We start from the raw sequence: 24,208 nt of genomic DNA on the forward strand, positions 1-24,208 counted from the left end.
AAGATTTAATTATTCTTACTAGGTGCTATTAATTTGTCATATAATTTATTTAATTTTTAAATAAAACAAAATATTCCTTTTAGAACTAGTTACTTAGATATAATCCCTTTATTAGCTTACTAAGTTCACCATATCCTTAATGTTCAATATCTTACTTACTTCATTTTCTTGCATATCACATTCTTCAATGGCAACATCCTTAACATATCTTTCTGTATTTAAGGCTTTCTTAGCAATGTATGCGGCTTTTTCATATCCTAACACTGGTGCTAAAGCTGTTACAATTCCTATACTTCCGTTTACAAGTTCATTACATCTTATCTCATTAGCCTCGATTCCCTTAACACAATTTTCTATAAAAGTTTCTATGCCATTTGTTAAAATTATTATAGACTCATATATATTGTGCATAATTATTGGATAGAAGGCATTTAACTCCAATTGTCCACTTTGAGTTGCCATGGTTATTGTTAAATCATTTCCCATTATTTGAAATGCTATTTGCTTCATTACTTCTGGCATTACCGGATTAACCTTTCCAGGCATGATTGAAGAACCATTTTGTTTTGAAGGTAATTTTATTTCTCCAAAACCAGTTCTTGGTCCTGATGACATTAATATTAAATCACCAGAAATTTTGCTTAAATTAACAGCACAAACCTTTAACTGTGATGAAATCTCAGCATACTTATCAAGATTTTGAGTTCCATCAATTAAATCTTCTGATTGATTTATATCTTCTCCAAATAATTCTGCTAACACTTTTGTAACTTCTTTTATATACTCTTTATTAGCTGTTATACCTGTTCCTACAGCTGTTCCCCCTAAATTCACTGTTAATAATGAGTCCTTAATTTTTTCTAACCTCTTAGCATCTCTACCCATAGCTAGTGAAAATGCCTTAAACTCAGATCCTAAACTTATAGGAACTGCATCTTGCATTTCTGTTCTTCCCATTTTTATAATATCAATGAACGCCTTAGCCTTTTCATCTAATTCAGTTTCCAAAACTTTAATATTTCTTATACATCTAACCAATAATTCATATGCTGTTATACTAGCTGCAGTAGGAATTACATCATTTGTTGATTGTCCCATATTTACATGATCATTTGGATGAACTGGGTAATACTCACCCTTTTTATATCCTAATATTTCATTTGCTCTATTTGCTATTATTTCATTTATATTCATATTCATTGAAGTTCCAGCTCCACCTTGAATAGGATCTATAATAAATTGATCAAAATATTTTCCATCACATATCTCATCACAAGCTTTAATAATTACATTACTTAACTCTTTTTTTAATTCTCCAGTTTTCTCATTTGTGATTGCACATGCTTTTTTTACTATTGCTAAATTCTTTATAAATTCTTTATTTATATTTAATCCACTTATTCTAAAGTTTTCATATCCTCTTAAACTTTGAACTCCATAATAAGCATCCTTTTCAACATATTTTTCACCAATAGAATCTCTTTCTTTTCTATAATTCATTTTAATACCTCCTAAGTAATAAATACTTTTAAACATTTTCTTACTATATTTAGAAAGCAATATATATGCCAAATATATAAATATTGATTTATAGTTACTTTTTATAAAATATTTATTCACTACAAGAAACTGTATTACTTTTCTTTGGATATTCTAATATCATTTTATACACTAACCAAATTTTCCAGTCTATTTAACACACTAATTTATAACTTATTCCTCTTTTATACTCTAATTAACCTTATTTATAATTATAACAATAAAAAAAATCTTAGAATAATTTAAAATCATTCTAAGATTTTTATCATTATATTATTTTGCTAATTCATAAATTGCTCTTGCATATGCTTCTATACATTTCTTAAGTTGACTTACTTCTATATACTCATTTTTTTGATGAGCTAAATCAGGATCTCCTTCATTAAGAGGCCCGAAGGCTACTGTATTTGGCATTAATTTAGCATAAGTTCCTCCACCTGAAGCTAAAAGTTTAGCTTCTTTCTTAAATGTTTCCTCATAAGCTTTCTTTAAACATTTTATAAGACTATGATCTTTTGGAAAATGTAATGGATAATTATGATTTCCCATTACAAAATTTAATGTACTTAAATCTAATTTTTCTTCTACTTTTTTAACTATTTCCTTAAAATCAATAGTTACTGGATACCTTACATTAAATCTCATTCTTATCTCTTCAGAATCTCCATTAACAATACCTAAATTCATAGTTAATTTTCCTGATTCTTCATCTTCAAAATTAATTTCTAAATTTTCTCCATTATAGCCTCTTCCAATAAGATTATTAAAATCCTTTAAAAAGGTTGTAAAATCATCATTAAAGTTCAAAGTCTTATATAAATACTCCATCATCTTACATACTGCATTGTCTCCTTCTTCTGGAGTGCTAGCATGAGCAGATTTTCCAAAAGCCTTTACTAATATTGAATTTTCATTTTCTAGAGTTTCAATATTATATGCCTTATTCAAATCTAAATTATTGAAATTATTTAAAAAGCTTCTATCTTTAAATGATACTTTAATTTCACAAATATCTGGGACTATGTTAGACTTTTTACCACCTTTAATATATTCAATTTTGTATTCTTCACTAGGACATACTTTATGAGTAAGCTCAAAAGTTAATATTCCTTTTTCTGAAGTAACTATTGGAAAGTATGCATCTGGTGTAAAACATAATATTGGTGGCTTTTCTCTTTCTAAGTAGTAATCTATATCCTCAGTTCCTGATTCCTCATTAGTTCCAAATATAATTCTAACATTCTTAGATAACTTAATATCTGAATCCTTCAACAGCTTTAATGCATATAATGAAGCAAATAGTGGCCCCTTATCATCTAATGCTCCTCTTGCATATAACTTTCCTTCCCTTATTACAGGATTAAAAGGATCTGTATTCCATCCATCTCCAACAGGAACTACATCGATATGTCCAAGTACACCTACATAATCTTTACTATCTTCATTTTTATATTCAGCATATCCAATGTAATTATCTAAGTTTGTAGTGTTAAAGCCATAACTTTTACATATATCTAATATACATTCTAATCCTGATTTTATGCCACTCCCAAAAGGAGCATCATCTTGTTTTTCAGTTTTAACTGTGTTTATTTTAAGTATTCTAAATAAATCATTAAAAAATTCATCTTCTAACTTTAGATTATTGAATAAATCCATACTTATTACCTCACTTTTATATTATAGTGAGAAATCAAAATCATCATCATCTTCTTCAGCTTCTTTTACTTCTAATTCATATTGCTTCTTATCCATCATCTTAATAAATGGATACCATATTCCCATAACAACAAACATATCAAATAATTGTAATAATGCACCTCTTATACTTCCAGTAATTAAGTATCCTTGAATTATTGGAGGAGTTGTCCAAGGTAAGTAAATTCCGTTTGGTTTTGGTACTATTCCAGTACTCATTGCAAAGTAATTTATGCAAATAAGAACTACTGGTGCTACTATTAATGGAATAAATGCAATTGGATTTAAAACCATAGGTAATCCAAACATAATTGGCTCATTAATATTGAATATACCTGGTACTGTTGATAACTTACCAATTTCCTTGTATTGCTTTGATCTAGCTCTTAATGCTAAGAATATACAAACAGCAAGTGTTGCTCCTATTCCTCCCATGTAAACTAAATCATAGAATTGTTCAGTTAAAATATGTGGTGGTTGAAGTCCTGCTTGAATTGCAGCCATATTTTCTTCTTGTAATTGTAGCCAGAACGGTCTTACAACACCATTTAATGTTGAAGTTGCATTAACTCCTAAGAACCAGAATAAAGTAGATAGTACTGCTAATCCTATAGCTCCAAATATATTATTCCCAACTAAAGCTTGCGCTGGAGCTGCTATCATTGTATAAATCATATCGAATATTGAACCATATGAAGTTATTTGGAATAATGTACGAACTACTAGCATTAATGTAATAATAACGAATCCAGGGATAAGTGCTGAGAATGCTTTTGAAACTGCTTCTGGAACACTTGGAGGCATCTTAATTGAAATATTTTTCTTTACAAATATATTAAATATTTCTGTAACTACGATACCTACAAATATAGCAACTATGATACCTTTAGCTCCTACCCAGTTACCCATTTCAATCATTCTTCCTACATAGTGAGAAGTTCCTTCTATTTCAATATACTTATCAAATGGCATTAATATTATGAAACTTGCTATACTTATTAAAGATACTGTAAACGCATCTATTCTATATCTCTTTGATAAGTTATATGCTATAGCACCTGCTATATAAACAGACATAAAATCAAAAGTTACTCTTACTGGAGTTTTAATTAGTTGATAGAAACCTTCTCCAAAAAGTTTTACTTGTAAATCTTCCCATCCTGGTATAGGGAAATCTGCAATTATCATAAATACAGATCCTATTATTAAGAAAGTCATTATTGTTGCAAAAGAATCACGGACAGCTCTTAAATGTCTTTGTGCAGATATCTTTTGAGCTATAGGAATAACTTTTTCTTCTAACATTGCTTCAAACTTATTCATTTTATACCCTCTTTTCTTTATTAATCTTATTGATTAGCTTTTATCATTTTTATTGCTTGCTTTAATACCTTTTCACCATTCATTGTTCCATAATCAGCAGCGTTTATAACATCTACTGGAACTTTTTTTTCTTTACAAAGTCCTTCTATATCTTTTAGTAAAAATTTTACTTGTGGCCCTAAAAGAACACAATCTACTTGTTTTTCATTTAATGTTTCAAAAGATTTTGCAAAAGGAAGCGCTTCTATGTTAACATTTACATTATGCTTAGTAGCAACCTCTCTCATTTTTGTTACTAATAAGCTTGTTGACATTCCTGCGTCACAGAATAAAAATATGTTTTTCATAATAATTCCTCCTAAATAAATTTAATTTATTAATTGTACAATTATACTAAGCAAGTTTTATACCAACTTTTTAATAATTCTCTAATCTCTTTATTTTATTGATATTTTTCTAATATATTAGGGGTATAAATTTATAGTTCTTTTTAGTGTATCGTATATAAACACACTCATTTTATAATTTTTTCTTTAATTTATACTAGTGTATCATTTTTTAAATTTATATATACAATAACCATTATAAAAGAATACAATCAGAAGATTTATCTCAGGATATATATTATTAGCTTTTGTAATAAAAAAATATAGCCTTAATCATTCTTAAAATTTCCTGCTGCATTGCAAGTTAATCTATAGAACATATTAAAGGCTATATTCATAATTTATTATTTTATTTTTAAATTTATATCTCTGCCTTCACTTATGTAGTACATATCATTTTAGAACTTAGTATTATTTTACTTAATATTATATAATATGTCTACTTATCTTATACTAATTATTATATTGAATAATATTCTAACAAACTATATTTTTTATAATAATCTTATAATAAAGCATCTTGAGATAACTTTTTATATCTTTCATATCTTTCTTTAGCATCTTCTTCTGTTTTAGCAAATAATTCTTCTGCTATTTCAGGGAAAGCTTTTGCTAATGAAGCATATCTTACTTCTCCCATTAAGAACTCTTTAAGACTGCTATTTGGCTCTTTTGAATCTAAGCTAAATGCATTCTTTCCTGCAACCTTTAGGTCAGGATTGTATCTATATAAATGCCAATATCCAGATTCAACTGCTCTCTTTTCTTCATATGGAGTATTAGACATACCCATCTTTATTCCATGACTTATACAAGTTGAATAAGCTATTATTAATGAAGGTCCATTATAAGCTTCTGCTTCTGCAATTGCTTTAAGTGTTTGATTTAAGTTAGCACCCATACAAACTTGCGCTACATATACATAGCCATAAGTCATTGCCATTAATCCCAAGTCTTTCTTCTTTGTTCTCTTTCCTGTTGCAGCAAATTTTGCTACTGCTGCTTCTGGAGTTGATTTTGATGATTGACCACCTGTATTTGAATATATTTCTGTATCAAATACTAAAACATTAACATTTTCACCTGATGCTAAAACATGATCTAGACCACCATATCCAATATCGTAAGCCCATCCGTCTCCTCCAAATATCCATTGAGATCTATGAACAAAGAATTCTTTATCCTTTAAAATTTCTTTTGCAATTTCAGAATTTTCTTCTTCTAAAACTCTTGTTAAGTTTTCTGCTCTTTGTCTTGTTCCTTCTCCACTATCCTTATGATCTAACCAATCTTTTAATACAGCCTTTGTATTTTCAGGCATATCACTTTCTAATGCAATCTTAATATTATCTGCAACTCTTTCTCTAATTGTTTTAACACCTAAATACATTCCTAAACCATATTCTGCATTGTCTTCAAATAAAGAGTTTGCCCAAGCAGGACCATGACCATCATAATTCGGTCTATAAGCAGTTGCTGCTCCTGATGCTGCCCAAATTGATGAACAACCTGTAGCATTAGCAATCATCATTCTATCTCCAAATAATTGAGTAACAAGTTTAGCATAAGCTGTTTCTCCACAACCTGCACATGCTCCTGAGAATTCAAGTAATGGTTGCTCAAATTGACTTCCCTTAACAGTAGTTTTACTCATAGGATTTGTCTTTTGAGTAACTTCTTCAACAGCATAATTCCAAGCTTCTATTTGATCACTTTGTGTATCCATAGGTTTCATAACCAATGCTTTTCCTGGTGCAGGACAAATTTGAGCACAGTTTCCACATCCAGTACAATCTAAAGGAGTTATTCCTATTGTATATAAATATTCCTTATCTCCCTTAATTCCATTAGCCTTTAAGCTCTTATAGCTGCTTGGTGCATTTTTAACTTCTTGAGGTGTAGCTAAAAATGGTCTTATAACAGCATGTGGACATACAAATGAACATTGGTTACATTGAATACAATTTTCTGGAATCCACTCTGGAACATTAACTGCAATTCCTCTCTTTTCAAAGGCAGTTGTACCAGCCATAAATGTACCATCTTCTGCTCCATATTCTATAAATTTAGATACAGGCAAGTGATTTCCTTCTAATTTGTTTATTGGAATACATATTTCCTCAACAAATTTAGGAACATCCATCTTTTCTTCTAATTTATCATCTTCAGCATTTTTCCATTCTTCAGGTGGATTTATCTTAACTAAAGACTCTATACCTTTATCTATAGCTTCGTAGTTCATGTTTACTACTTTCTCGCCCTTTTTACCATAAGATGTAACAACTGCTTGTTTTAAATATTTAACAGCATCTTCAAGTGGAATTATATTAGCAAGCTTAAAGAAAGCTGATTGCATTATCATATTAATTCTTCCACCAAGACCTATTTGTTGCGCTATTTTTATGGCATTAATAATATAAAAATCTATATTATTTTCTACTATATATCTCTTCATGCTTGCAGGAAGTTTTTCATTTAATTCTTCCTCAGTCCATATTGTATTTAAAACAAAGGTACCATTTTTTCTAAGTCCTTTTAATAAATTGTAATTATACACATAAGATTGATTATGGCATGCTACAAAGTCTGCTTGATCTATCTCATAATGTGATCTTATTGGAGTTTTACCAAATCTTAAATGAGATACAGTTATTCCACCTGACTTTTTAGAGTCATAAGCAAAATATCCTTGTGCATACATATTTGTATGGTCACCAATTATCTTAATTGCACTCTTATTTGCACTTACTGTTCCATCTGATCCTAGTCCCCAGAACTTACATGCTGTTGTTCCTTCTTCTGCAACATCAATTTCTTCTTTTGGTGAAATTGATAAATTAGTAACATCATCTTCTATACCAATAGTAAACCTGTTTTTTGGTTTATCTTGACTTAAATTTTCAAATATTGCTGCTATATGTGATGGATATGGGTCCTTTGATCCAAGACCAAACCTTCCTCCATATACCTTAGGTGGATTATCCATTTCACTTACTGCTCTAACAACATCTAAATATAATGGTTCTCCAATTGATCCTGGCTCTTTTGTTCTATCTAAAACAGCTATTTTCTTAACAGTCTCTGGTATAACTTTTAATAACTTTTCTATTGAAAATGGTCTATAAAGTCTTACTTTTACAAGCCCAACCTTTTCTCCCTTTTTCCTTAAGTAATCTATAGCTTCTTCTGCAACTTCCATTACAGAACCCATAGCTACAAGTATTCTATCAGCTTGTGGATCTCCATAATAATCAAAGCAATGATATTCTCTTCCTGTAAGCTCTGTAATTTTTGCCATATATCCTTCAACAACTTCTGGAATATCATCATAGTATTTATTTAATGATTCACTTAATTGGAAATATGTATCTGGATTTTGTGATGTTCCTCTTACAACTGGATGATCAGGATTTAATGAATTTTTTCTAAAATCATTAATTGCATCATAATCAACTAGCTTAGCTAATTCTTCATATTCTAAAACTTCTATTTTTTGAATTTCATGAGATATTCTAAATCCATCAAAGAAATTAATAAATGGCATTCTAGCTTTAATTGCAGTTAAATGTGCAACTGGTGCTAAATCCATAACTTCTTGTACTGATCCTTCAGATAACATAGCAAAACCTGTTTGTCTCGCAGCCATAACATCTTGATGGTCACCAAATATACTTAATGATGATGTAGCTATTGCTCTAGCTGCAACATGTATAACTGCTGGAAGTCTCTCACCCACCATCTTATACATATTAGGAACCATTAATAATAAACCTTGAGATGCTGTAAATGTAGTAGTTAAAGCACCAGCTTGAAGTGACCCGTGTACTGCTCCAGCTGCTCCAGCTTCTGATTGCATTTCCACTATATTAACTGGTTTTCCAAAAATATTTTTTCTTCCTTGTGCTACCCATTCATCCATATGTTCTGCCATAGGTGAAGATGGAGTAATTGGGAAAATTGCACTTACTTCTGTAAAAGCATAGGAAACATATGCAGCAGCAGTATTCCCATCCATTGTTTTTGTTTTTCTCATATCTTTATTAATCCTCCTTATGATTTAAAAATAACTGCATTTATAAATAAATTTATAATAATTTAAGTATTTGCATAGACCTTGTCTATTATTCAATATTAAATACATGTATTTAAAATACTATACCAAAATCTTCTTAAATTTAAAAGATAATTATTATTTCTAGATAATTATTAAACTAAATTTCTTTACTTAATCTATAAAAAAATATATGAACTAAATACTTATACCACACTATCTATTTCACTATGATATAAAAATAAGGTAAATCATTTCTATTATGACTTACCTTACTTTTAATATTTATATACTTTTCAATATTTATATACTTTTTAATCTATACTACTATATTTAAATAATTCTCCTACTTTACCACTTTAACTGCTTTTTCATTTCAATCACAAGTATATGTGATTTTTTATCGGCCTTGATTAAAATATCTTCTTCTATTATTTCAAGTGCATCTCTTTCATTTAATTCTAAATTATTAATTGTAGAATTTCCTTCTATTTGAACTAAATAAGCCTGTCTATTGGGACCAACTTGAAAATCTATTTCTTTTCTCTTATCTAGTTCTACTACATAAAAGTTTGAATCTTGATTAATTTTAATAGCAGCATCTCCATCTTTGCTTGAAACTATATTAAGCCATTTATTTTTTCTATCGTCCCAATTGAATCTATAATCCCCATATGCTGGCTTATATCCTTTTTTATCCGGAATAACCCATATTTGTAACAATCTAGCCGTACTATCCCCTAAATTATATTCACTATGATATACTCCCGTTCCTGCACTCATGTATTGAACATGGCCTCTAGAAATAGTATTTTTATTTCCCATTGTATCTCCATGAGTTAATTCTCCCTCAACTACATAAGATACTATCTCCATATCCTTATGTGGATGTAAATCAAATCCAGTATTACCTTCAATCAAATCATCATTTATAACTCTCAATACTCCAAAATTCATATTATCTATATTAAAATACTCTGCAAAAGAAAAATGGAATATACTCTTAAGCCATCCTAAATTACTTTTTCCCATGTTTCTATGGTCCAATTTTCTTAACATAATCAAACCTCCTTAGCTTCTTATAAAATGAGAATATAAAGGCTACGATAACTAGATATGTTCCATAAGCTAAATAGCTGTGCAAAGAATTACTAGGCTTGGAAAAACTACTATGCCAAGTACTTCTAATTGCTCGCTATATGCTTATTCCACAGTCTATTTATCTTCGCCAACTTTTATTCCTCCACTTAAAATTATCAAATAAAGAATTAGCCTCATTAATGATATGTATTAAATTGGAGATTTTATTATAATGAGAAACTACAATTCTTATTTAAGATATCTAAGATGGCGTTAAGAATTTTTATTGTTTGAGCGTAGTGAGTTATAAAAATTTAGTCATCTTAGATATCTTAAATTTAGAATTGTATTCGAAATTATATAAAAATCGGAAAGTTAATACATATCATTAAGGTTAATTCTTGATTATTTTAGTATTTTCACTCTGTTTTCTATTGGTGAAAATTCTTTTTCTCCAGCTGGAGCTGTTCCTTTACCAAAAGGCATTTGACCAATCATCTTCCAATTATTTGGTATTTTAAATTCTCTTTTAACTTCATCTTCTATTAATTCAGTATAATGTTGTAGTGTTGCTCCAAGTCCTTCAATAGATAATGCTGTCCAAATAGCAAATTGCAACATTCCTGAAGTTTGTTCTGCCCAAACTGGGAAATTGTCTTTATAAAGTTCAAATTGCTTTTGTAATGATTCTACTACGCTAAAATCTTCAAAATATAATACTGTTCCGTGACCAGCTTTAAATGAATTTATTTTTTGTTCAGTTGAAGAAAAGTTTTCTTCTGGAACTATTTTTCTTAATGCTTCCATTGCAATATCCCATAACTTATCATGTTTTTCTCCAAATAATACGACTACTCTTGAGCTTTGTGAATTAAAAGAAGATGGAACATGTTTTACTGCATCCTCTATTACTTCTTTAATTCTTTCATCTGACACAGGTGATTCTTTACTAATTGAATATATACTTCTTCTTTCTTTTATTGCATCATAAAAATTTTTACTCATTTACATCATTCTCCTATCATACCATTTTAAATTTTTGATTGATTTTAATTATTTATCTATCTAAAATAATTTCTTAAAGTCTATAAACTTATAATTTAAAGCTTATTTTTTTAATATGTTTCTTAATTGAATTAAGTTATCTACTAATTCTCTTTTAGTCCTTTCATCCAATTCACTAAATAAATTATCTAAGAACTCCTTATGTTTTGGAAATATATCTGAAATAAGTTCTTTTCCTTCTTCTGTTAAAGAAACATAAAAGACTCTTTTATCTTTTTCGCATTTTCTCCTAACAACTAATTCTTTCTTTTCTAATTTATTTATTACATATGTTATTGTTCCACTTGTAACTAAAATTTTTTCAGCTACTTTTTGTACTGGTTGATCACCTTTATGATATAGCATTTCTAAAACACCAAATTCACTAATATTAAGTCCAAATTCTTGAACATTTTTTTCTATTTCAAAAAACATATCATTATAAGTTCTAGCCATAGCAATAACTAGTTTTAAATTTATATCGCTCATATCTCCACCTACATTATCTTGATTTCAAGATAATTATATATCTTAAATATCTTTAAGTCAAGATATTTATTGATAATAATTATCATCTTTTTAAAACCAACTATTTTATTTTATGTGAACATATATTATGACAAATTTATAGTAATTGATTCTAACCAGTAAATTAACAAAAAAGAATAATACTTTTACTTAAAATAAATAAAAAGCATATAAAATTTCTAATCTTTATATTAGATTTTTCATATGCTTTCATATTAATATTTAATTTTATGTAATAGATTACTATATACCTTGTACACATAGTAATAAAATAATTTACTTATTTATAATTCTATAGTTTCTGTAATGCTTCATTAAAATCATCTACATATTGTACTGATTCAGTCCAACCTGCTATTTCTTTTCCTAATCTCTTAAATTGAGACATAGTAACAACATTTCCTTGAGTAACTAAAAATCTGCTCTTAAATGGAACTTCCATATATCTTTGTAATAAAGTTCCTAACATATTTGCTACGGCTGGACTTGATGGCTTTAATTCTGCTGCATAAATTACTAAAGCATAATCTTTTGTAGGAAATGTCTTAGTAATAGCATCATAATCCTTTAAAAAAGATGTACCATCTTCTTCACTAAAAAATCCTGAAGCTTGCGCATGAAAAACCTTCTTTATCTTGTCCGCATTTAATTGATAATTTGAATTTTTCCCTTGATATTTTATCATAATAAATCCTCCTAAAATTATTTTTTATTATTATAAACATACTGATATTAACGATATATTAGTATATTTATCTTTAGAACTTAAATAATAAAACAGTTACCAGTGACCCTGATCCCATAGATGATAATGTTACATAGTCACCTTTCTTTATTCTTCCTGATTTTAGTGCTCTATCAAGAGCTACTATAGGACTTGTAGTTCCTGTATAACCAAATTCATCTCCAATATAAGTTGTCCTATTCTTATCTATATCTAACTTCTCTAATGTAAGTCTAGCATCAGGAATTGTAAATTGAGAAAAAATAAGATGATTAATCTCATTAGCTCTTATCCCATTATCTTCAGCAACTTCTTTAATTAGTTTTACCCAAACATCAGATATAAAACTTCCGTCAAAAGGCTTCCAAGACCACTTTTTATCGTCTTCCTCTTCTACTCCATCTCTTATAACTTTTGAGTATCCTGCTCTAGGCATCAGTATATTGTTACATTCTGATGTTTGAGCTAAGTGTGTAGAATCAATGAATCCCCTCTTTTGATCTTCCTCAGCCTTCTCTAAAACAACTGCTGCTGCTGCATCTCCAAAGTTTGAATATGAAACTGAATCATTAGGACTTCCAACAGAACTAAATAAAATTCCACCCACAACTAAAGCCCTTTTAAATCTTTTATTAGTCATTAGTATTCTACTAGCTTGATCTAATGCAGTTATCATTCCTAGACAATTTGTATTTGTATCATATGCCATTTGTATTTTAACTTCTGGTCCACCTAACATCTCTAATACTTTAACTGCATTAGATGGTGATGTATATTCTGGTGTATCTGTTGCAAAAATAATTAAATCTATGTCTTTAATATTTAATTTTGCATCCTTTAGTGCAGCTATACTTGCCTTGTGAGCCATAGTTATAACAGTTTCATTAGGATCATTAGAAATATATCTATATTCTCTTTCTAAATGCTTTAATAATCCTGCTACTTCAATCCCCATTTTATTAAAGTGATTAATAAAATAATCATTATGTATTCTATTTGCAGGATGATAAACTCCTGTACTTATAATGTTAATGTTTTGATGTCTCATAATATACTTCCCCTTTTTACATGACTATAATTTATTTTTTAATTTCAATAAATTTTCATATTATATATCATTGCTATAAATAACATAATATTCATTATATATACATATTATAGTATAATATTCCAAATTACAACATTTTAATCAGAATTTTATTATAATTATAAATATTCTTATATTTTGTTTCGTAATTTACCAATAAAAAATAAGGATTATGTTCTCTATTAAAACACAATCCTTATCTTTCTAATTATTTTCTTTTTCTAAATCTAATACTATATCTTTTCCTTCAATATCCTTAACTATCAGTTTTAATTTATCTAAATTATCGAAGGTCGTTGCATCAAACATCATTGAAACTTCCACGCCTCCATTACTTGTAGTATTCATTCTTGCAGAATTAAATCTTTCAAACTTATTTCCATTTTCATCAGTAATAACTACCTTACTTACAATATTCTCATCAACTTTTGAATTACACTAAAATAAAAAACTATTGCAAAGAAGTAAACTTCAATACAATAGTTCTTTACTTTATTTTATTTTTATATAGGGCGTTTTTAAATGTTTTATTTTTTATTTATCTTTCAACCTTCTATTAATCTTCTAACTTGATTATAGTAATGCTCTATTTTAATTAATATTTCACTATCTTCTGGTAATTTTGCTATCTCTGATAATGATCCTTTTATTCCTTTACTTTTTATTAAGTTCTGTAGCTGTCTGCTCTGCTCATCTTCATCATTTTTATAGTGCATAGCAGCTCCAACACCTAGTAATAAGTTTTCAGAATCAATATTATATCCTCTTGCTGTTATTAATGGCTTTATTAATCTATCATTTTTATTTAATTTTCTTAAAGGTTCTCTTCCTACTCTTGCAACATCATCCTTTAAATAAGGATTTCTAAATCTTCCTATAATTTTATCAATATATTTAATATGGCTTTCTCTATCAAATCCATATTTAGCTATTAAAGCTTCTCCACTTTCAATCATAGCCTTCCTTACGAAATTATATATTTTTTCATCATTTATACTTTCATCTATTGTTCTATATCCCTTTAAGTATCCAAAATATGCTGTGATAGCATGTCCAGTATTTAATGTAAATAACTTTCTTTCTATATAAGCTACTAAATTATCTACTAAATTCATTCCTTCAATATTAGGAATTTCACCTTTAAAGGCAGTTTCTTCAACATTCCACTCATGAAAACTTTCAACAACTACATCTAAAATATTTTCACTTTTAACAGGAGGAACTATTCTATCAACTGAGCAATTAGGAAAACCAATATATTTTTCTAAATATTGTAGTTCTTCTTCATTTAAATATTTTATTACCTCATCTCTAAGTTGAGAACTTGCTTTAACTGCATTTTCACAAGCAATTATATTTAGATATTCTTGTATGTTATTTTCTTTCCTTAGCTTAATTCCTCTTGCGATTGTTTCTGCTATTCTAGGTAAAACTAGAGGCCCAACAGCAGTTGTGATTATATTAGCTTCATTTATTTCATGTAAAATATCATTACTATTTGATAATACACCCCTTATATTATTTATTTTTTCTTCTGTGCATTGTATATCCATAACATTTATAGTGTATTGCTTGTCTTCATTAATTTTATTTATTATAGTTTCATTCACATCTGCAAAGACCACCTGATATCCTGATTTAGATAGCAATGCTCCTATAAAACCTCTTCCTATATTTCCAGCTCCAAATTGTACAGCCTTTTTCATAAAAACCCTCCTTATTTCTTAAATACGTCTAAAATCTCTTTTTTATCTCTTGTCTTATTAAGTCTATCTACCAATTCAATATCTTCTAGTGATATTGCTATATTAGATAGTATTTCTAAATGTTCATCTCCAACTCCAGCAATCCCTATAACTAAATAGGCAAGCTCTTCTCCAAAATCAACTCCCTCTGGATATTGAATAACTACTATTCCAGACGCTTTTATATTTTTCTTGGCTTCACCTATTCCATGAGGAATTGCAACACCCATTCCTATATAAGTAGAAATAACTCTTTCTCTTTCCAGCATAGCTTCTATATAATTTTCATTTACGTATCCACCTTTTACTAACAGCTCTCCAGCTCTCTTAATCGCATCTTCTTTGCTTTCACTTTCTAACCCTAAAAGTATATTGCTTTCTGATAAAATCGGTAAATTATTCTTTTCTTCTGTAGCATTTAAAATATTTTTAATTTGCAATTTTTGCTTTAAACTTTTTAACATATTCTCTTCCAACCTTTCAAATAATTTATCTATTTTATTGTCACTAAAAAAATCTTCTATAAATATGTGTTCTGCATTTGGAGAGTTTCTTTTTGCTCTTTCCAATAAATTAATGTGACTAATTACTAAATCAGCATCTTGCGGTATTGAATCAACTGATGAATTAGTTACTTCAATATTTAAACCTAAAGATTTTATTCTTTTTCTAAATTTTGTTGCTCCCATAGCACTTGATCCCATTCCCGCATCACATGCAAATACTATTTTTTTAATTTCACTATTTTCTATTTCATTCACTTTGAAATCTTCTTCTTCTCCTTCTACTTCTTCTTTTGATTCATTATCTATTGATAACACTCTTAAAAATATTATTAATGCTACAAAAGAAATTATAAAAATTGATGGTATTAATCCTTTTGATACAATGAATTCTTTGCTACTTTTTAAAATCATCAGCAATCCAAAGGTTATTGGCTTAATTATCATAAATCCTATTATTGCTAATATCATGCTAATTGCTCCAATGGAAAAATTATTAACTAACATCTCAAATCCTGCTGGAATTCTATTTTCTATAACCTTATCAAAAGCCTTAATTATGTATGCTGCTAAAGGTCCAAGTATCATTGCTCCAATCATCATTGGTATATCTGTACCTACTATTACTCCCATAGTTGCTACTGCCGCTATAATTCCTCCTCTGTATCCCGAAATCATATTTCCACCTTTTATTGAAACTATTAATGGAAAGAGGTATTTTACCATTGAATCTGCTAAAGATCCTAATGCTTCATTATGAAAAAAGCCTTTTGGAATAACTAGTAAAGTTATAAGTCCCCAAGCAATAAATACTCCTATATTAGTCATTATCATTAAACTTAAGAATTTAACTACTCTTTGAAATTTAGACTTTATCACTCCTTATCCCTCCAAGCTTATTTTTATCTTACTTATGTAAACTTCCTTTAATATCTTTTCAACCTCTTGTGAAGCCTTTTTACTGTCTTCTTCATTTAACGCATTTAAAAAGCTTTCATCTTCAATAATTGCGCCATTTATCTTGCTCATAAGTTCTGAAGTAATTTCTTTGTAGTCTTCTGGTATTATAGATATTAAAGCTCCCTTAATTACTCCTTTTTCGTCCTTAAATTGACCCTTAATTTTTAAATACCCAAACCTCCCACCATCTAAACATTTACATTTACAATGCAAGAGTAGTATATTTAAATCTTTTAAATAGGTACTATTAATTTTTTCTCTATCTAGGATTTTATTTTTTATCTCGTCAGCTTCTTTTTTATCTTTTGAAAATAACTTGCTTGCTTCATCAATTATTTCATCTAAATCTCCAATATCTTTTATTTCTTTTATTCTTACATTATCAACTATTGATATAATTTCAGTTCCTAGTTCTGTAATTTCTCTAATTCCTATAGCTTTTTTATTATTTATGCCTACTTTCTTTATAACATTTTTGTATTTCTTGTTTTTAAGTATTTTTCTAAAACTATCTTGTAGTAATCCCTTATCATGTAAAGATAAAATTGGATCAACACAAATATTTTTGAAGTCTATATCTAATGGAACTGTAGAAACTATAATATCTACTCCATCATTTTTTAATTTCTCTTCGTCTATATTTATAGCAGATATTGTACCTATAACTTCAATATTATTAAATTCTCTTTCAAGTAGTGCTGCTAATAAACTAGAGGTTCCAATACCAGTTGGGCAAGATATTACTACTTTTATTTTTTCTTCTATCCCCTTTTTATAAATAGCTGCAGCTATATGCATAGTTATATATGCTATTTCAGACTCTGGAATTTCATCAACCTTAATATTTAACTTAAGTATTTCACAAGCCTTTTTTGTTGCATTGTATTCCATTGGATATTTTTCTTTTATATTGTTTAATAAAGGATTTCTTATATTTAGCTTCATCTTTAGCCTACTTATTGCAGGCACTAAATGATTTGTAAGATCCTTTAAAAGTTTTTCATCATCCTTTAAAAGAATATTTAATTCATTTTCCACTACTTCAATTATATTTTTTCCTATTCTCTTAATATCAATATTAGCTATATCTTCTTCTAATTTTGAAACAGAATTTAATCTAAGCTTTGCCCCTTTAAGATGCATAGTTATATAGCCAATCTCATCAATTGGAATTTCTATATTGAATTTGCTCTCAATATTTCTCACTAACATTTTTCCTATTTCAAACTCTGGTAATTTAGCTAATTCTTCTAAGACATCTTGGTCCATCTTTATATTTTCTTTATTCTTTATCCTTTGAATAGCTAGAGATAAATGAACTACCAACCCTATATAAGCACTATCTACAAGTCTGATATCATTTTCTTTTTCTAATCCTGAAACAATTTCTTCAATAGCTTTTATAATTGACTTGTCTATAAAATTTAAAAGTCTATTTTCTATTGAGAATTCTACTATTCCATTTTCTCTATTAGTTATTAAGGAGCCTTTTAAAAGATTGATTAATTCTTTTTCTTCTAAAGTATCATATAAAATATTAGTAAGTGCTTTTCTATAATCGTTTTCTTTACCTTCAACATAAACGCCTAGCCCTGGTTTTCTAATTAGCTTTATATTAAATGATTTTAGCCAATCTTCTATGCTATCTAAATCATTACTTAAAGTTCCTTCTGAAATTTTTAAAAGTGATGTAAAGTAAAATGATTTAATAGGACCTTGTGAAATGAGCAACTCGCTTATTATTATCCTTTTTCTCTCATCTTTAGAGTACTCTTTTTCAATTTTTTCTATCTCTAGTAATTCTAATATTAACTTTTGATTTTCTAAGTCTTCATCAATTACTAGTCCTACACCTGGTTTTTTTATAAACTTGAACTCATTTTCTTCCAACCACTTTTCTATCTTTGGCATTTCTCGTAATACTGTTCTAGAGCTTAATGATAATTTATCTGCTATTGATGATATTGTTATTGGATTTGTTACTGTAGATCTAGTTAATATTTGAATTATTTCTTTCTGTCTAGAGTTTAGTTTTTTGTTTTTCATATTAAACCTCTCCATTAATGACATCTTTGCTTGTCCAACTCCTTATATCTATATTTTAAACTTTGTTATATCTTAACTCAATTTAATCATCCATCATAAATGTCTTAATCACTTAGTGACACTTTTAAATAAATGATCATATTTATTAATCATTATATCAAAGTTGTATTTGTTTTTTATAAAAATTTATTTCTATTAAATAAACAATTAGACAATTTGCAATTGCTTCTTTAAATAATAAAAAAGGCGTAACTTTTTCTAAAAAATACTTACGCCTTTTCTTTGATTATTTATTTGCTAATCTATTATATAAGCCCTGAATATTATCATCAGTTAAGAAATTTTGGATTCCTATTAATTCCGCATTAGGACAAGACTTCTTAGCTCTATCTATTAATGTTTTATGAGTAACTACAATATCTGTATCTTTAGGTATATCATCAACAGATGCATGAATAACTTCTATTCCAAGATTTAGCTCTTTAATCTTATTTCTAAATTTTGAAGCTCCCATTGCACTTGATCCCATACCTGCATCACAAGCAAATACTATCTTTTTCACGATAGATTTGTTTATATTTTTCATTTCATTAACTTTTCCCTTTGCTTCTTCTAGATCTTCTTCTTTTGCATTCTTTGATGCTATCTTAATAAATGGTGCTGCCACTAAGAATGAAACTACTGTTGCTGCTGCTACCCCTGCTAAAACTGGTAGTAATCCCCCCTTTGGTGCCATTGCCATTAAAGCAAATATGCTTCCTGGTGAAGGTGTTGCTACAAGACCTGCTCCTAACATTGAAAATACTAATATTCCTGATGCCCCTCCTGCTATTACAGCTAATAAAAGCAGCGGATTCATTAATACATATGGGAAGTAAATTTCATGAATACCACCAAGGAAATGTATTATTGCTGCTCCTGGTGCAGATTGTTTTACTGATCCTTTACTATACATCCAATAAGCTAATATTATACCTAATCCAGGTCCTGGATTTGCTTCTAATAAGAACATTATGGATTTACCACTTTCTTGAACTTGTTCTAGTCCTATTGGTCCTAACACTCCATGATTAATAGCATTGTTTAAGAATAAAATCTTACCTGGCTCTATGAATAGTGAAACTAAAGGTAATAGCTTTCTTGCAACTAAAGCTTCCACACCAGTTTTTAATATTCCTGTTAAAACTACTACTACTGGACCTATTGCAAAAAATCCAAGTATGGCCAATATCATACCTAATATACCGATAGAAAAGTTATTTACAAGCATTTCAAAACCTGATGGAATTTTTCCATCTACAGCTTTATCAAACTTTTTAATTACAAAACCAGCTAAAGGTCCCATAATCATTGCTCCAATAAACATTGGAATATCTGCTCCTACTATAACTCCCATAGTAGCAACTGCTCCTATAACCCCGCCTCTTGCACCTCCTACCATCTTACCGCCTGTATAACCAATTAGTAATGGTAATAAGTACTTAATCATTGGGTCTACTAAACTTCCTAATGATTCATTTGGTGTCCATCCAGTTGGAATAAAAAATGCTGTTATAAGTCCCCAAGCAATAAATGCTCCAATATTGGGCATTACCATGCCACTTAGAAATTTTCCAAATCTTTGCATAGAATCCCTTGCACTAGTTTTAGAATTTGTCATTATTTTCCCCTCCATTTATTTATTTTTCTATTGTAAACTTTTACTTTGCAATTTAATTATATTTATACATACACATTAATTCAATTTGAAGAAACCGACCTTTTGTCATCTAACATTGGTGACAAGTTTATGATGAATTATGAATATAATGTTGAAGATAAATAGATATGTTTCCATAAGCTAAATAGCTATGCAAAGAATTACTAGGCTCTGAAAACCTACTATGCCAAGAGTTTTGGTTAACTCGTTGCGCTCAAACAAACCAACAACACTAAGGCCTAGTAGTTTTTCCTTCACCAAGTACTTCTAATTGCTCGCTATATGCTTATTCCACATATTCTATTTATCTTCGCTAGCTTATATTTCTCAACTTAACATTACTAAACAAATAATTATGCTGAATAAAATATAAAATAAAGAGGCTATGCTAGCATAACCTCTTTATTTACTTGTGTTAAATTTTCTTACATCATATTATTTATAACTTTTACAAATGCTTCTTCTTCTAAATCTGAGTATCCCTTAAAAATTATTTGATCTATATCTTCTTTATTAAAAACATAACAGTACTCTTCACCTAAATATCCCTCTGGATAAAGACACCCTAAATAATCATTTAGTTTTTCACCATTTTCTGAATAAATTTGTCTTCCTATAACCATTAACTTTTTATATCCATCTCTTAATACAACTATTGACCCTAGTGGTAATAAACTCATTTTATATCCTCCAGATTATGTATATAATTCTATGAATATTGTACTACATATTATTTTCTTTTTATAGTGAGTATTAATTTATTTTAAGAAGATACTATGCACAATAAACCAGTAAGTATAACTTAATGTCACTATTTTATTGTGTTATGAAATATTAATGCAAAAATTATTATTGCTAATATTATTAATAAAGACCTAATGACATATTATTTTTCTATAAATAGTTTTAATATCCTATGAATAAACGGGATGTCTAATATAGACATCCCGTTTATTATACTTTTCTACAAGTCATTTAAAGCACAAACAAGATAATATAATCTTATTTTACTTACATTAGTTTAAAAAATTTTACAATTATAAATTTCTATTTCTAATTGTATTTTCTTTGATTCTTATAAGTCTACAATCAATATAAGTATTTATATATACTCTTTAACCCTTTTCACTACATTTTCCACTGTAAAGCCAAATTTTTTAAATAACTCTTCAGCTTTACCAGATGCTCCAAATGTATCTAATGAAATAACTTCACCATCAAGTCCTACATATTTATGCCATCCAAATGAAGATAATGCTTCAACCGCAATTCTTTTTCTAACCTTATTTGGAAGAACACTTTCTTTATATTCTTTATCTTGAGAATCAAATATTTCAAATGAAGGGATACTTACTACTCTTACATCTATCCCCTGATTTTCTAATTCATCTGCTGCCTTGTAAATTAATTCAACCTCTGAGCCTGATGCCATTAATATTGCATCTGGAATTTCTTTCTTGGAATCCTTAATTATATATCCTCCATTTAATGCTCTCTTTGCAGATCCATCATATAAAGGTAAGGTTTGTCTACTTAATACTATTGAAGTTGGACTTGAACCATTAGTTACTGCATAATACCAAGCAGCCGCAGTTTCCTTTGAATCTGCAGGTCTAAATACAGTCATATTTGGCATACTTCTAAGTGCAGCTAATTGCTCTATTGGTTGGTGAGTTGGGCCATCTTCTCCTACTCCAATACTATCATGAGTTAGTACATATGTTACTGGTAAATTCATTAATGCTGATAATCTCATTGCACCCTTCATATAATCACTAAACACAAAGAATGTTGCACAGAATGCCTTTAATCCACCATGAGCATAAATACCATTTGTTATAGCAGCCATAGCATGTTCTCTTACTCCAAAATGAAGATTTCTTCCACTTCTATTTTCTTCTGAAAAATCTCCTTTTCCGTTCATATAGCTCTTATTAGAAGGTGATAAATCAGCTGATCCTCCAATAAAATTAGGAATTAATTCTGCTAATCTATTTATAATTATTCCTGAAGACTCTCTAGTAGCCATTGCTTTCTCAAAATTCCAGAAATCTTTATTATTTAATAGAGCTTCACTATCAATTGTTCCAGAAATCCATTTACAATATTCTTCTGCTAATTTTGGATATGCATTTCTATAATCTTCAAATAAATCATTCCAATGTTTTTCTTTTTCTATTCCTAAATTGATGTAATTATCCATATTAGAATATACTTCTTTTGGAACATAGAAATCTTCTTGATTCCATCCTAAATTTTCCTTCATTGCTTTTACATTTTCAGTTCCTAAAGGCTCACCATGGGCAGATGCCTTTCCTTGTTTTTCAGGGCATCCAAACCCTATTTGATTCTTAACTATTATAATTGACGGCTTAGTAGTTTCATTTTTTGCTTCTTCAATTGCTTTTTCAACTGCTTCGATATCATTACCATCATTTACTTTAATTACTTGCCAGTTATATGCTTCATATCTCTTGGCTACATCTTCTCTAAATGCTATATCTGTATTTCCTTCTATAGAAATATTGTTTGAATCATATAAAACTATAAGCTTTCCTAATCCTAAAGTTCCTGCTAATGAAGATGCTTCTGCTGAAATTCCTTCCATTAAACATCCATCTCCAACTATAGCATAGGTATTATGATTAACTACTTCATATCCTGGTTTATTAAATTTTTCTGCTAAATGGCTTTCTGCAATAGCCATCCCAACAGCATTACATACACCTTGTCCTAAAGGTCCTGTTGTTATTTCAACCCCTTTAGTATGACCATATTCGGGATGTCCTGGTGTTAAGCTACCTAATTGTCTAAAATTCTTTATATCCTCAATTGTTATTCCATATCCAAATAAGTGTAATAAAGAATATTCTAGCATTGATCCATGACCTGCTGATAATATAAATCTATCTCTATTATCCCAGTTTGGATTCTTCCCACTATGATTCATCTTAGTCCATAATATATATGCCATAGTCGCTGAACCAAGTGGTAATCCCGGATGTCCTGATTTTGACTTTTCAATTGCATCTGCTGAAAGTACTCTTATTGCATCTATAGATAATCTATCTAATTTTCTACTCATTTTCAGCCTCATTTCTCATATTATTGTATATGTGTTTTTTTACTATTAAATATTTTACTAATTCTACTTTCCAAATGCTGCTTGCCAGTCTGCTTTGAATTTTTCTAATCCTTGATCAGTTAAAGGATGCTTAAGCATATTCATAATTAAATCATAAGGAACTGTAGCTATATCAGCACCTGCCTTTGCAGCCTCTATAACATGAATTGGGGTTCTTACACTTGCTGCAATTATTTTTGACTCAATTCTATGAATTGAGAATATTTCAGCTATATCTTTTATAAGATCCATTCCATTCATTGATATATCATCTATTCTTCCTAAAAATGGGCTTACATAAGTTGCTCCTGAATTTGCTGCAAGTAATGCTTGTGTTGCTGAAAATATTAAAGTAACATTTGTCTTTATTCCTTCTTTTGATAAAACTTTTACTGCTTTAAGACCTTCCTCAGTCATTGGAATTTTTACTATCATATTTTTATGAATAGCAGCAATTTTTCTTCCTTCCACAATCATGCCTTCTGAATCTTCACTTACAACTTCACCACTTATAGGTCCATCAACTATTTCAGTTATTTCTTTAATAACTTCATTGAAATCTCTTCCCTCTTTAGCTACAAGTGATGGATTTGTTAAACTGATACCTATAGACTAGACACTTAAATAAAAGGGTTTATGGCTATAGGTATTTTTTATATAATTAAATAAAT

17 protein-coding genes and 1 pseudogene are annotated in these 24,208 nt (G+C 28.8%); all 18 read right to left on the reverse strand.

The window, feature by feature from the left end:
- Positions 1-111: 111 nt before the first annotated feature.
- A complete protein-coding gene (locus I2A75_RS15375) occupies positions 112-1,500 on the reverse strand; it encodes an aspartate ammonia-lyase (RefSeq protein ID WP_195266170.1) in 1,389 nt (462 codons plus the stop codon).
- A gap of 312 nt (positions 1,501-1,812) precedes the next feature.
- Positions 1,813-3,198, reverse strand: coding sequence for a dipeptidase PepV (gene pepV, locus I2A75_RS15380; protein WP_195266173.1), 1,386 nt, complete (start codon positions 3,196-3,198; stop codon positions 1,813-1,815).
- Positions 3,199-3,219: 21 nt separating this feature from the next.
- Entirely contained in the window at positions 3,220-4,560 is a 1,341-nt protein-coding gene (locus I2A75_RS15385; protein WP_195266175.1) for a PTS sugar transporter subunit IIC, read from the reverse strand.
- 26 nt (positions 4,561-4,586) lie between these two features.
- Entirely contained in the window at positions 4,587-4,907 is a 321-nt protein-coding gene (locus tag I2A75_RS15390) for a PTS sugar transporter subunit IIB (protein WP_207733843.1), read from the reverse strand.
- A gap of 544 nt (positions 4,908-5,451) precedes the next feature.
- Positions 5,452-8,979, reverse strand: coding sequence for a pyruvate:ferredoxin (flavodoxin) oxidoreductase (nifJ, locus tag I2A75_RS15395; RefSeq protein WP_195266177.1), 3,528 nt, complete (start codon positions 8,977-8,979; stop codon positions 5,452-5,454).
- A gap of 369 nt (positions 8,980-9,348) precedes the next feature.
- On the reverse strand, positions 9,349-10,056 hold the full coding sequence (locus I2A75_RS15400) for a pirin family protein (RefSeq protein WP_195266179.1): 708 nt from the start codon (positions 10,054-10,056) through the stop codon (positions 9,349-9,351).
- A 426-nt stretch (positions 10,057-10,482) separates the two neighbouring features.
- Positions 10,483-11,082, reverse strand: a complete 600-nt coding sequence (locus tag I2A75_RS15405) for a nitroreductase family protein (RefSeq protein WP_195266181.1) — start codon at positions 11,080-11,082, stop codon at positions 10,483-10,485.
- Between the two features lie 102 nt (positions 11,083-11,184).
- Positions 11,185-11,610 carry a MarR family transcriptional regulator gene (locus I2A75_RS15410; protein WP_195266192.1) on the reverse strand — a complete coding sequence of 142 codons (426 nt, stop codon included), beginning with the start codon at positions 11,608-11,610 and terminating at the stop codon, positions 11,185-11,187.
- A 331-nt stretch (positions 11,611-11,941) separates the two neighbouring features.
- The gene (locus tag I2A75_RS15415; RefSeq protein ID WP_195266194.1) at positions 11,942-12,334 is read right to left on the reverse strand and encodes a hypothetical protein; all 393 of its coding nucleotides are present in this window, start codon (positions 12,332-12,334) and stop codon (positions 11,942-11,944) included.
- Positions 12,335-12,407: 73 nt separating this feature from the next.
- Positions 12,408-13,421, reverse strand: a complete 1,014-nt coding sequence (locus I2A75_RS15420) for a ketoacyl-ACP synthase III (RefSeq protein ID WP_195266196.1) — start codon at positions 13,419-13,421, stop codon at positions 12,408-12,410.
- Positions 13,422-13,664: 243 nt separating this feature from the next.
- Positions 13,665-13,808 (reverse strand): hypothetical protein, encoded by a 144-nt coding sequence (locus I2A75_RS15425; protein ID WP_195266198.1) that lies wholly within the window; start codon positions 13,806-13,808, stop codon positions 13,665-13,667.
- Positions 13,809-14,005: 197 nt separating this feature from the next.
- Positions 14,006-15,166 carry a mannitol-1-phosphate 5-dehydrogenase gene (locus I2A75_RS15430; protein ID WP_195266200.1) on the reverse strand — a complete coding sequence of 387 codons (1,161 nt, stop codon included), beginning with the start codon at positions 15,164-15,166 and terminating at the stop codon, positions 14,006-14,008.
- Positions 15,167-15,177: 11 nt separating this feature from the next.
- Entirely contained in the window at positions 15,178-16,587 is a 1,410-nt protein-coding gene (locus tag I2A75_RS15435) for a PTS sugar transporter subunit IIA (protein WP_347707770.1), read from the reverse strand.
- Positions 16,588-16,590: 3 nt separating this feature from the next.
- Positions 16,591-18,714 (reverse strand): transcription antiterminator, encoded by a 2,124-nt coding sequence (locus I2A75_RS15440; RefSeq protein ID WP_195266202.1) that lies wholly within the window; start codon positions 18,712-18,714, stop codon positions 16,591-16,593.
- 286 nt (positions 18,715-19,000) lie between these two features.
- The gene (locus tag I2A75_RS15445; protein ID WP_195266204.1) at positions 19,001-20,374 is read right to left on the reverse strand and encodes a PTS mannitol transporter subunit IICBA; all 1,374 of its coding nucleotides are present in this window, start codon (positions 20,372-20,374) and stop codon (positions 19,001-19,003) included.
- A gap of 464 nt (positions 20,375-20,838) precedes the next feature.
- Positions 20,839-21,093 carry a DUF4176 domain-containing protein gene (locus I2A75_RS15450; RefSeq protein ID WP_195266206.1) on the reverse strand — a complete coding sequence of 85 codons (255 nt, stop codon included), beginning with the start codon at positions 21,091-21,093 and terminating at the stop codon, positions 20,839-20,841.
- 422 nt (positions 21,094-21,515) lie between these two features.
- The gene (gene tkt, locus I2A75_RS15455) at positions 21,516-23,498 is read right to left on the reverse strand and encodes a transketolase (RefSeq protein ID WP_195266208.1); all 1,983 of its coding nucleotides are present in this window, start codon (positions 23,496-23,498) and stop codon (positions 21,516-21,518) included.
- 63 nt (positions 23,499-23,561) lie between these two features.
- A pseudogene (gene fsa, locus I2A75_RS15460) lies at positions 23,562-24,143 on the reverse strand (fructose-6-phosphate aldolase); the annotation flags it as partial.
- Positions 24,144-24,208 lie beyond the last annotated feature (65 nt).

Origin of the sequence: Clostridium sp. 1001275B_160808_H3 (assembly GCF_015550425.1) — a bacterium.
GTDB lineage: Bacteria > Bacillota > Clostridia > Clostridiales > Clostridiaceae > Clostridium.

Bases quoted from the DNA above. Each gene is read 5' to 3' on its own strand.
- I2A75_RS15375 (WP_195266170.1), bottom strand. From the start codon at position 1,500: ATGAATTATAGAAAAGAAAGAGATTCTATTGGTGAAAAATATGTTGAA.
- pepV (WP_195266173.1), bottom strand. From the start codon at position 3,198: ATGGATTTATTCAATAATCTAAAGTTAGAAGATGAATTTTTTAATGAT.
- I2A75_RS15385 (WP_195266175.1), bottom strand. From the start codon at position 4,560: ATGAATAAGTTTGAAGCAATGTTAGAAGAAAAAGTTATTCCTATAGCT.
- I2A75_RS15390 (WP_207733843.1), bottom strand. From the start codon at position 4,907: ATGAAAAACATATTTTTATTCTGTGACGCAGGAATGTCAACAAGCTTA.
- nifJ (WP_195266177.1), bottom strand. From the start codon at position 8,979: ATGAGAAAAACAAAAACAATGGATGGGAATACTGCTGCTGCATATGTT.
- I2A75_RS15400 (WP_195266179.1), bottom strand. From the start codon at position 10,056: ATGTTAAGAAAATTGGACCATAGAAACATGGGAAAAAGTAATTTAGGA.
- I2A75_RS15405 (WP_195266181.1), bottom strand. From the start codon at position 11,082: ATGAGTAAAAATTTTTATGATGCAATAAAAGAAAGAAGAAGTATATAT.
- I2A75_RS15410 (WP_195266192.1), bottom strand. From the start codon at position 11,610: ATGAGCGATATAAATTTAAAACTAGTTATTGCTATGGCTAGAACTTAT.
- I2A75_RS15415 (WP_195266194.1), bottom strand. From the start codon at position 12,334: ATGATAAAATATCAAGGGAAAAATTCAAATTATCAATTAAATGCGGAC.
- I2A75_RS15420 (WP_195266196.1), bottom strand. From the start codon at position 13,421: ATGAGACATCAAAACATTAACATTATAAGTACAGGAGTTTATCATCCT.
- I2A75_RS15425 (WP_195266198.1), bottom strand. From the start codon at position 13,808: ATGAATACTACAAGTAATGGAGGCGTGGAAGTTTCAATGATGTTTGAT.
- I2A75_RS15430 (WP_195266200.1), bottom strand. From the start codon at position 15,166: ATGAAAAAGGCTGTACAATTTGGAGCTGGAAATATAGGAAGAGGTTTT.
- I2A75_RS15440 (WP_195266202.1), bottom strand. From the start codon at position 18,714: ATGAAAAACAAAAAACTAAACTCTAGACAGAAAGAAATAATTCAAATA.
- I2A75_RS15445 (WP_195266204.1), bottom strand. From the start codon at position 20,374: ATGACAAATTCTAAAACTAGTGCAAGGGATTCTATGCAAAGATTTGGA.
- I2A75_RS15450 (WP_195266206.1), bottom strand. From the start codon at position 21,093: ATGAGTTTATTACCACTAGGGTCAATAGTTGTATTAAGAGATGGATAT.
- tkt (WP_195266208.1), bottom strand. From the start codon at position 23,498: ATGAGTAGAAAATTAGATAGATTATCTATAGATGCAATAAGAGTACTT.